This is a genomic window from Bacillus cereus group sp. BfR-BA-01347 (genome assembly GCF_022663835.1).
Classification (GTDB): Bacteria; Bacillota; Bacilli; order Bacillales; family Bacillaceae_G; genus Bacillus_A; species Bacillus_A thuringiensis_K.
This window is the reverse complement of record NZ_JAKUGG010000005.1, coordinates 252,253-262,059: the sequence shown is the minus strand read 5'-3', so window position 1 is coordinate 262,059 and position 9,807 is coordinate 252,253. Positions and strand designations below refer to the sequence as shown.

Here is a 9,807-nt window from a genome sequence, read left to right as displayed (position 1 = left end):
TCATAAAAGAATTAAGGCAAAATTAAAGGGTATGAGCCCAGTACAATACCGGGCTCATACCCTAGAGGCTGCCTAATGAAACGACCTGTCTAACTTTCGGGGGTCACTTCATTATTGGATGTGGCTTTTAAATTTTAAACAGTATAAATTTGAAAAGATTATATTAAGATAAAGAATTAAAATATGATGATACAAAATACTTATAAAATTATTCGTGTTATTGAAAAATGATAAGAAAAAGGTGTTTAAAATAGAACCATTTTCATTAATAGTTCAAGTTTTGAAGAATAGTGCATACAATATAAAGTGTTTTCCTTTCTTCATTTAAGTTTTACGTATATAATTTAAAAGTACTATTTTTATTTTATTATTTTATATTTATAACAGAATAGAGGTTTAAAAATGGGTGTTAAAATCATTACGGATAGTGCGGCGGATTTACCAGTAGAATTGCTGCAAGCATATGATATTGATTTAATTCCACTCCGTGTATATGATGAAGTAGAAACAGAGTATTTAGATGGAGTAACATTAGAGTCAGTTACATTACTGCAAAAAATGAGAGAAGACGCTGTTTATAAAACGTCATTGCCTTCACTTGAAACTTTCCAAGAAAAATTTGTTTCTTATGCAAAAGAAGGTAATCCTTGTATATATTTAGCTTTTTCATCTGAACTGTCTGGTACATATCAATCATCAGTTGTCATTAAAGAGGAAGTAAAAGAAACATATGCAGATTTAGATTTAGAAATTATTGATACGAAATGTGCTTCGCTTGGTCAAGGGCTTGTCGTATTAGAAGCTGCTAAAATGGCAAAAAACGGCGCATCAAAAGAAGACATATTAAACCGTGTCGCTTTTCTAATGAACCATATGGAACATATCTTCACTGTAGCTGACTTACAGTACCTTGTTAGAGGCGGACGCTTAAGTAAAGTAGCAGGATTTATCGGTGGTTTATTAAACATTAAGCCGATTTTGAACGTGGAAGAAGGAAAACTTGTCCCACTTGAAAAGGTACGAGGGAAAAAGAAAGTATTAAGCCGTATTGTTGATATTATGGAAGAGCGTGGTAAAGACCTTAAAGGTCAAACAATCGGTATGACTCACGGTGACGATTTAGAAACAGCTGAAGCATTAAAAGCATTAATTACGGAAAGATTTGGCTGTGAAGTATTTATCGTAAATACAATTGGTGCAGCAATCGGTGCACATACAGGTCCTGGCGTTATAACGTTATTTTTCTTAAATGAAGTAGAGTAAAGGATTGATCTTTTGATCAATCCTTTTTTATTTTTTAATCTGTGATAATCGGTCGATATGGTATGGATGAAGATGAAACCTTTGAAGTTAGCCTATATCAAATGCAATCCTGTAGAGGGATTATTTTTTATATGTGAAATGATACTTTATGGTAGAAGAAAAGATATAAATAAGAATGCATTTATAGGAATCTGAATATTTAAGGATATCGAAATTTTTTTATTTCATATATAATTGTGTAGGAAGAAATATCTGTAACTATTTGTAAAAATAGGAGGCGGCTATAAAAATGCAAGAAATTGCTAGATGGGATTTAAATCGATTGTATTTGAATGAGGATATTCTATTTCCGATTTTAGAGTTGAAAGAGCAATATTTTGTAACAAAAGATGTAGAGGTTCTTTCAAAGCTTATACAAGCTATTGAAAAAGCAGAATACTATTTGTATTGTCAATGGGTTGAAGAAAGTGTTTCATCTGACCTTACTAAATTGAATGTGAAAGTGAAGGAACTAAAAAGTGAAGTACAGCAAATAATAAAACATAGTGAAGTAGAAACTTCCGATAATATTAATATTAAGTTTATAAAAAATGAACTTAGTGCGTGGGAAGATATGTACATACAATTACGGGATAGGATAGAAATAGAGCACAATAATAAACAATTATCCTTTGGACAAGCAAATAATATTGCAATGAATAGTGAAAATGAAAAGGAAAGATTAGAAGTATTCGAGTTACTTACAAGTACTTTACATAAGGAAAAAGAAATCTTTGCTACTGTATTAAATCAAATAGGGAGATTGCGTAATGCAAAGAGTAATGAAATAGAAGATAGAGAGATTTTAACACAATCTTTTCATGCGAATGGCATTTCAGAAGCTGTATTATTCCAAATGTGGAATGCGACAGAAGAAAACCTTGATAAATTAGTAAGTGCTTTAAACGTGTATAAGAAGGGAAAAGAGTCAATTACATGGCATGAACTTATGACAGTAAAGGAAAGTAATGAGGTTATAATTCCTTTTTCAGTAGCAGTACAAAACGTTTATGATGCATGTAAGAATATTGATGAAGAATTAGCAGAATTTGCACGTAATGCGATAGAAAGTGGATGGGTAGATGCTGAACCGAGAGAGAATAAACCACCAGGTGGGTTTTGTGCTCCATTTTTCAGTGAGAAAGAATCACGAATTTCAATGCGCTATGATGGGAGTATAGATAGTGTAAGAGTGCTCGCTCATGAATTAGGACACGCTTGGCATTTTTATAATATGAGTTTCGAACAATCTATATCTTTTTTAGATGATAATTTGCCAATGAGTACGGCTGAATCAGCATCTATTTTCTTTGAAACGGTACTCTTAAATTATCTAATTGAAACAACGGATAGTAAAGATATGAAAAAGTCATTACTTAGCTGGAAAATAAGAAATAGTTTTAATTATGTAATGGCAATACGAGCATCGTATCAGTTTGAAAAAACATTTTATGAAAAATGTAAAGAGGGTCCTTTAAGTGCTGATGAAATTGAGAAATTATCTATAATGGCACAGAAAGAAGCTTATGGAAATGCTTTAAGTGAATACCAACCGTTTGTATGGATGAAATATATTCAATTTTATATAGCAGATGTTCCTTTTTACAATTATCCATACACAATTGGATATTTAGTAAGTTTTAGTTTATTAGAAATCGCTCAAGAAAGTAAAGGTACTTTTCATTCGAAATATAAAGAGTTTTTACGAGAAACAGGAAAGGTTCCAGTAGAGGAGCTTATGAAAAAATATTTTGAAATAGATATAAGAAATTATGAATTTTGGAATAAGGCTTTTATTCAAATTTCTAAAGATATTGATGAATATTTGCAGCTTATGTAAGGGGAGAGTATAGTGGATCAGCAGTTTATAAAAGGTATACCTTTTTCAACTTTAGAATATGCAAAAGCTATAAGTTTATTAAAAGGTTGGCTACATGAACAACAAGAGAAACCAAGGTTTGTAGTAACTGCAAATCCTGAAATTGTTATGTCTGCAAAGGAAAATACGGAAAAATCAAAGCAGTTTAAAAAGATGTTACTATCTGCGGATTTAATAACAGCGGATGGGATTGGTGTCATAATTGGCTCGAAAATATTAAAAGGAACTTTGAAAGAACGTGTTACTGGAGCGGATTTAACTCACGATTTAATAAAATATTGTAACGACAATGAATATCGTGTCTTTCTTTTTGGAGCCGCTCCAGAAAGTAATAAAAAGGTATTAGAAAAATTAAATGAGCAGTTCCCAGGGGCGCAGTTTAAAGGACAGCATGGATTTGTAAATGGTGAAGAAATAGAAGAAATAAAAATGAAAATTAAGCAATTCAAGCCGCATTTACTACTAGTAGGACTAGGTTCACCAAAACAAGAAGAGTTCATCTATGAAAACATACAAACATTAAACGTTCCGCTATCTATTGGTATCGGAGGCATGATTGATATAATATCTGGTACTGTAAAAAGAGCACCGAAAATGATGAGGGATACCGGAACTGAATGGCTGTATAGGTTACTCTCACAGCCGAAAAGGTTAAAGAGACAACTTGTACTTCCGAAATTTTTATTGTCGGTTATGTCTGAGAGGATTAAAGGGATTAATTAATAAAGGAGACTACATACATGAACAGAATCGGCATTATTGGAGCAATGCAAATTGAAATAGATTTACTTTTAGAAAAACTAGTTATACAAGAGGAACAGACAATAGCGGGAATGCCTTTTTATATTGGAGAATTCATGGGAATAGAAGTAATTATTACACGTTCTGGTGTAGGGGAAAGTAAATGCAGCTGCATGCGCGCAAACATTAATTCATAAATTTGATGTAGACTCTATCATTAATACAGGCGTTGCTGGTGGGTTACATCCAGATGTAAAAGTTGGCAATTTAGTTATTTCAACTAACGTAACCCATCATGATGTAAGTAAAAATCAAATGAAAAACTTATTTCCGTTCAAGGAAGAATTTATCGCAAGTAAGGAATTGGTAGAGTTAGCACGTAAAGCATGTAATAGTAGTAGTTTACGTACTAGGGTTCATGAAGGAAGAATCGTCAGCGGTGAATGTTTTGTTGAAGATTCAAAGTTAAAGGCGAAATTAATAGACGAATACGCACCTCATTGTACAGAAATGGAAGGAGCAGCAATTGGACATGTCGCCTACATAAATGATATACCGTTTCTTGTTATACGATGTATTTCTGACAGCGCAGATGATGAAGCTCAAGTTTCTTATGATGACTTCGCGAAAACTGCTGCGAATTATTGTTCAGAAATTATTATTGAGATGCTTAAAAATATATCTGGTAAAACTATAGTCCAAAAGGAGAGATAGGAATGTTACAAGCATTAATTTTTGATATGGATGGAACATTATTTCAAACAGATAAAATTTTAGAATTATCGCTAGATGATACTTTTGATCACTTAAGATCACTTCAATTATGGGATACGGTAACACCGATTGAAAAATACCGTGAAATTATGGGTGTGCCGCTACCGAAAGTTTGGGAAGCTTTATTACCGGACCATTCTATTGAAATAAGAGAACAAACAGATGCATATTTTTTAGATAGACTAATTGAAAACATAAAAAGCGGAAAAGGCGCTTTATATCCAAATGTAAAAGAAATATTTACATATATAAAAGAAAATAATTGTTCAATTTACATTGCTAGTAATGGTTTGAAAGAATATTTAAGAGCAATCGTAACTTATTATGCTTTAGACAAGTGGGTGACTGAAACGTTTAGTATTGAACAAATACAATCGCTAAATAAAGGTGACTTAGTTAAAAGTATTATGAACAAATATGATATAAAAGAGGCAGCGGTAGTTGGTGACCGGCTATCTGATATAAATGCAGCGAAAGACAACGGTTTACTTGCGATTGGATGTAATTTTGATTTTGCGCAAGAAGATGAACTTGCTCAGGCTGATATAGTAATAGATGATTTAATGGAGTTGAAGGGGATATTATCTGAAGTGAAGAATACGCACGCTATGAATTACATAAAGTAACAACCATAAAAATGCTCAGAATAAATGATTCTCGAGCATTTTTATGTGTTTTCATACTTAGGGGGAATGGACTTGAAAGATATACATATTCAAAAAATAGAAAATTTAATGGAGTATGAATTCAGTCATCTCGTTCAAGACAGTGAAGAAGAAGGTTTTAATTTCCTTATAAGACTAATAAATGAATATAAAAACAAAATAAATGTATTCAATAAAACTGGAGAATGTTTATATGGTGTTTTCCAAGGTGATATGTTAATTGGAGTTGGAGGTTTAAATGAGGATCCGTACACAAAAGACAATAAGATTGTGCGGTTAAGGAGATTTTATATTTCAAGGGATTATCGGCGTATAGGGTTAGGGAACTTATTATTAAACCAACTATTATGTCATGCGGAAAAGTATTTTGAAGTGATTGTTTTACATGCTGACACGAAGCAAGGGGATGTGTTTTATACTGCAAATGGATTTGTAAAAGGGGGATTATATAAGGGATCGAGTCACTACAAACTATTATAGAGATTGCTATCCAAAGAATAGCTACGGACAGGGTTTTTGTTGGTAAATCGATATATCTTAAAAATCGCTGATATATATGAAGTTGCGACCCTTATATAAAAAAACAACTTTTATAATTTCATTTACTAAATTGTTATTATAAAAAAGAGCACCTTAGCTTTTAAAATTTAGCTTATAAGGTGGCTCCTTTTCATTCAATTACATTTTAACCTTCATTTGTTTCAATAATAATCCTGGTTTACCTTTTACATAATAAAAATGCGGATTATTTTCATCATCATAAAGCATAATATAAGGCTTTTCTTTTAGTGGGAGTAGTATAAGTACTTCGTCTATTGTAGTGTGTAACCATTGATTAGTAATAGAAACCGGCTTAGATAAAGGGATTTTTATCATATAGCCATCTTTTGGAACGACATTTAAGTTTTTAAATGGACCAGTAATTGATTTAGCGTATTGAACTGCTTCTTTTTGGATTACTGGATCTAAAGATTGTTTTTGAATGACCATTTCTTTTTGACAATCAAATACTTCAATTTGTTGATTTGTATTTGCGAACGCATTTGTTGATAATAGAAATAGAAGAAGAGAAATGACCCCGATTTTTTTTATCATAGTACAACACCTCACCATTACTATCCCCTCAAAAGCTTTAAATATTTTTCTGTCACATTCATGTAACAAAGATGTTGTATGATACAATTGGTTTTTGTTTAAAAGCAATGGAGGAAAAAATATGAAAGTTTTAATTGCAGATGACGAACAAGATATGTTAAGGATTTTAAAAGCTTATTTTGAAAAAGAAGGCTTTGAAGTATTATTAGCGAAAGACGGAGAGGAAGCACTTCAAATATTTTATGATGAAAAAATTGATTTAGCTATTTTGGATTGGATGATGCCGAAACATAGTGGTATTACTGTCTGTCAGGAAATAAAAAAGAATTCAAGCGTAAAAGTATTAATGCTTACGGCGAAAAGTGAAAGTGAAGATGAATTAGCAGCGCTTCAAAGTGGGGCAGATGAGTACGTAAAAAAACCATTTCATCCAGGAGTACTAATTACACGAGCGAAAAAACTTATTCAGCATGATGATATTATTCAAGTACAAGATGTAAAGATAAATTTTGCCAAAAATAAAGTATATAAAAATGATATAGAGTTAGAAATTACAAAAACAGAGCTCGAATTAATAAAATGCTTTTTAAATCATAAAGGAACTATTTTAACTCGTAAAAAATTGTTAGACATTGTATGGGGATTTGACTATTTTGGAGAAGAGAGAACGGTTGATACACATGTAAGAAGGCTGCGTAAAAAAATTGGAGAAAATATTATTAAGACGCATCGTGGGCTGGGTTATAGTTTGGAGGAACAAAATGAATAAACTTGGGAAAAAGCTATTTCTCAGCATTTCTTTAACCGTTATTCTTATATTTACAATTTCTTTATTGTTAATTAACTATCTCCTGCCGAAATATAATATTTATAAAACACGTGAGAACTTAAATGAATTTACAACTCAAATACAAAATGCGCCAGTCAATGACTTAGAAGATGTTATCCATATAATTGAAAGTGAAAATAACGTTACAATTGCGTATACGCCAATTAATCAGTCAGAAGATGCTATGAACGACGCGTTACGCATACAACTTACGAAAAAGAAAGTAACGTTAAATAAGCTTTGGATTACGAAAGACGAAGTCATGAAAGTGAAAACGGAAGGGCAATCGAATAAACTGTACGATCAAGGAAAGGTAAAAGCGAGTTTTTTTGCTAAATATATTGCGAAAGATGATACGATAATTTTAATTGGTACTTCCATTGCGAATTCAAATGAAATTATAAATACGTTAAATACATTTTACTTATACATCGTATGTTTCTCGCTGCTTCTTATTATTTTACTTGTGTGGATACTTTCAAAAATAATAACGACGCCACTGAAAGAGCTAAGTGATGTAGCTCAGGATATTTCACATTTACAGTTTAAAAGAACGAAAGTGAAAACGAATGATGAAATAGGAGAGTTGGCCAATAGTATTAATATCATGAGCGAAAAACTACATGAAGCACATCAAGATTTAACTGATCGTAATGAACATTTAAAACGATTTATGGGTGATGTAACGCATGAATTAAAGACACCGATCGCATTAGTAAAAGCATACTCTATGGGGATTAAAGATGGATTAGATGATGGGACTTATGTAGATACAATTATTAAACAAACAGATCAAATATCAAACTTAATTGAAGAACTATTACGATTTTCTAAACTAGAAAGAGATATTTTACAAAAAGAAGAATTCCCCATTGAACCACTGGTCCAGAGTATATTAGATAAGCATCAGATTGAACTGGATTCGAAAGAAATTAACTTGCAAGTAAATTGTAATGCGGGCGATACAATCGTTTATGCAGATTTAAATAAAATGAGAATGGTGTTTCAAAATTTAATTTCTAATGCGATAAAATATACAGCAAATCAAAACATAATAATTACATTAGAAGATAGAAATAAAAGTATATATTTCCAAATAAAAAATGGCATTCCTACGGATAAAATTAAGGATATCGAGAAAATTTGGGAGCCTTTTTATGTACTAGAATCTTCTCGTAGTAAAGAAAAATCAGGTACAGGATTAGGTTTAGCGATAGTGAAAAGTATTTTAGAAAGGCATGGTTTTGAATATGGAGTTTCCTCTATAGATGGAGAAATTCAATTTTATATAAATGTGAAAAAGGACTAATGAAAATATTAGTCCTTTTTGCAGCTTTAGAGATTAGCGATACAGGATGAATCACCATAATGTTCAAAATTGATGTATTAAATGGAGAATTAGCAAATGTTCTACTTTCATTAAATTCACGTGAAGTTCACAGGAAAACGTTATATTTAAATGGTTATATTTGAATTTAATGAAGTGAGGTATTCAGATTTGAAAAGAAAGAAATTAGTAATTGGTAGCATTTTAATGGGTATGACGTTATCTTTATCTGCATGTGGTTCATCAGATAATATTGTAACGACAAAATCAGGAAGCATTTCAGAAAGTGATTTTAACAAAAAATTAAAAGAAAACTACGGTAAACAGAATTTATCTGAAATGGTAGTAGAAAAAGTATTAAATGATAAATATAAAGTTACGGATGAAGAGGTAACGAAACAACTAAAAGAATTAAAAGACAAGATGGGCGATAATTTTAATACATATATGGAATCCAATGGTGTGAAAAATGAAGATCAGTTGAAAGAGAAATTAAAGCTTACTTTTGCTTTTGAAAAAGCTATTAAAGCAACCGTAACGGAAAAAGATATTAAAGATCATTATAAGCCAAAGCTTCAAGTTAGCCATATTTTAGTAAAAGATGAAAAGACAGCAAAAGAAATTAAAGAAAAATTAAATAGTGGCGAAGATTTCGCGGCATTGGCTAAACAATATTCAGAGGATCCAGGTTCTAAAGAAAAAGGTGGGGAACTATCTGAATTTGGACCTGGTATGATGGTGAAAGAATTTGAGGATGCTGCGTATAAGTTAGAAGTTGGTCAATTGAGTGAACCTGTTAAATCTTCTTTCGGATATCATATTATTAAGCTAACGGATAAAAAAGAGCTTAAACCGTATGAGGAAGAGAAAGAGAATATTCGTAAAGAATTAGAACAGCAACGTATACAAGATCCTCAATTCCATCAACAAGTTACTAGAGAACTGCTTAAAAATGCAGATATAAAGGTATCTGATAAAGACTTGAAAGATACCTTTAAAGAGTTAGAAAAATAATAAATGGAATGTAAGGCAAGCGATAGAAATATCGGTTGTCTTTTTCTCTATTTATCCCGCTATTTGCCGGGCAGTAAGACCCCACCTCAAAATTCAGCGAAAGCAAAGAAGTGGCCCTGCTGATCGTAAACGCCCAATTGGTGAGGGCTGATTAAAGTTTCACTTTATAAAGAAGGAGGAA

At 31.7% G+C, this 9,807-nt stretch carries 9 protein-coding genes and 1 pseudogene; 9 read left to right on the top strand and 1 reads right to left on the bottom strand.

What is annotated here, in order from left to right; all coding sequences use genetic code 11:
* Nucleotides 1-402: 402 nt before the first annotated feature.
* The 6 genes and pseudogenes from MR143_RS11545 (at nt 403) to MR143_RS11520 (ending at nt 5,841) form a co-directional block, all read left to right on the top strand.
* Nucleotides 403-1,263 (top strand): DegV family protein, encoded by an 861-nt coding sequence (locus MR143_RS11545; protein ID WP_199717764.1) that lies wholly within the window; start codon nt 403-405, stop codon nt 1,261-1,263.
* 289 nt (nt 1,264-1,552) lie between these two features.
* Nucleotides 1,553-3,142: a M3 family metallopeptidase gene (locus MR143_RS11540; RefSeq protein WP_001155365.1), complete on the top strand. Its 1,590-nt coding sequence runs from the start codon at nt 1,553-1,555 to the stop codon at nt 3,140-3,142.
* A 12-nt stretch (nt 3,143-3,154) separates the two neighbouring features.
* The gene (locus MR143_RS11535) at nt 3,155-3,904 is read left to right on the top strand and encodes a WecB/TagA/CpsF family glycosyltransferase (RefSeq protein WP_000372660.1); all 750 of its coding nucleotides are present in this window, start codon (nt 3,155-3,157) and stop codon (nt 3,902-3,904) included.
* Nucleotides 3,905-3,921: 17 nt separating this feature from the next.
* Nucleotides 3,922-4,636: pseudogene (locus MR143_RS11530) on the top strand (5'-methylthioadenosine/adenosylhomocysteine nucleosidase).
* A gap of 2 nt (nt 4,637-4,638) precedes the next feature.
* Nucleotides 4,639-5,322, top strand: coding sequence for an HAD hydrolase-like protein (locus tag MR143_RS11525; protein ID WP_002181464.1), 684 nt, complete (start codon nt 4,639-4,641; stop codon nt 5,320-5,322).
* A gap of 24 nt (nt 5,323-5,346) precedes the next feature.
* Nucleotides 5,347-5,841: a GNAT family N-acetyltransferase gene (locus tag MR143_RS11520; protein ID WP_057187471.1), complete on the top strand. Its 495-nt coding sequence runs from the start codon at nt 5,347-5,349 to the stop codon at nt 5,839-5,841.
* Between the two features lie 198 nt (nt 5,842-6,039).
* Here MR143_RS11520 and MR143_RS11515 read toward each other — a convergent pair whose 3' ends face one another.
* A complete protein-coding gene (locus MR143_RS11515; protein ID WP_000591771.1) occupies nt 6,040-6,456 on the bottom strand; it encodes a hypothetical protein in 417 nt (138 codons plus the stop codon).
* Between the two features lie 121 nt (nt 6,457-6,577).
* On the opposite strand from MR143_RS11515, the gene MR143_RS11510 reads away from it, so the two are divergent.
* The 3 genes from MR143_RS11510 to MR143_RS11500 all read left to right on the top strand — a co-directional run bounded on the left by MR143_RS11510 (nt 6,578) and on the right by MR143_RS11500 (nt 9,626).
* Nucleotides 6,578-7,225, top strand: coding sequence for a response regulator transcription factor (locus tag MR143_RS11510; protein WP_000865978.1), 648 nt, complete (start codon nt 6,578-6,580; stop codon nt 7,223-7,225).
* Complete coding sequence (locus MR143_RS11505) at nt 7,218-8,594, top strand: sensor histidine kinase (RefSeq protein WP_001037264.1); 1,377 nt, start codon at nt 7,218-7,220, stop codon at nt 8,592-8,594. Before MR143_RS11510 ends, MR143_RS11505 begins: the two co-directional genes overlap by 8 nt.
* 189 nt (nt 8,595-8,783) lie before the next feature.
* The gene (locus MR143_RS11500; protein WP_002103226.1) at nt 8,784-9,626 is read left to right on the top strand and encodes a peptidylprolyl isomerase PrsA; all 843 of its coding nucleotides are present in this window, start codon (nt 8,784-8,786) and stop codon (nt 9,624-9,626) included.
* Nucleotides 9,627-9,807: the final 181 nt, after the last annotated feature.

Coding starts and splice junctions, on each gene's coding strand:
- MR143_RS11540 (WP_001155365.1), top strand. CDS start 1,553: ATGCAAGAAATTGCTAGATGGGATTTAAATCGATTGTATTTGAATGAG.
- MR143_RS11525 (WP_002181464.1), top strand. CDS start 4,639: ATGTTACAAGCATTAATTTTTGATATGGATGGAACATTATTTCAAACA.
- MR143_RS11545 (WP_199717764.1), top strand. CDS start 403: ATGGGTGTTAAAATCATTACGGATAGTGCGGCGGATTTACCAGTAGAA.
- MR143_RS11505 (WP_001037264.1), top strand. CDS start 7,218: ATGAATAAACTTGGGAAAAAGCTATTTCTCAGCATTTCTTTAACCGTT.
- MR143_RS11510 (WP_000865978.1), top strand. CDS start 6,578: ATGAAAGTTTTAATTGCAGATGACGAACAAGATATGTTAAGGATTTTA.
- MR143_RS11520 (WP_057187471.1), top strand. CDS start 5,347: ATGATTCTCGAGCATTTTTATGTGTTTTCATACTTAGGGGGAATGGAC.
- MR143_RS11515 (WP_000591771.1), bottom strand. CDS start 6,456: ATGATAAAAAAAATCGGGGTCATTTCTCTTCTTCTATTTCTATTATCA.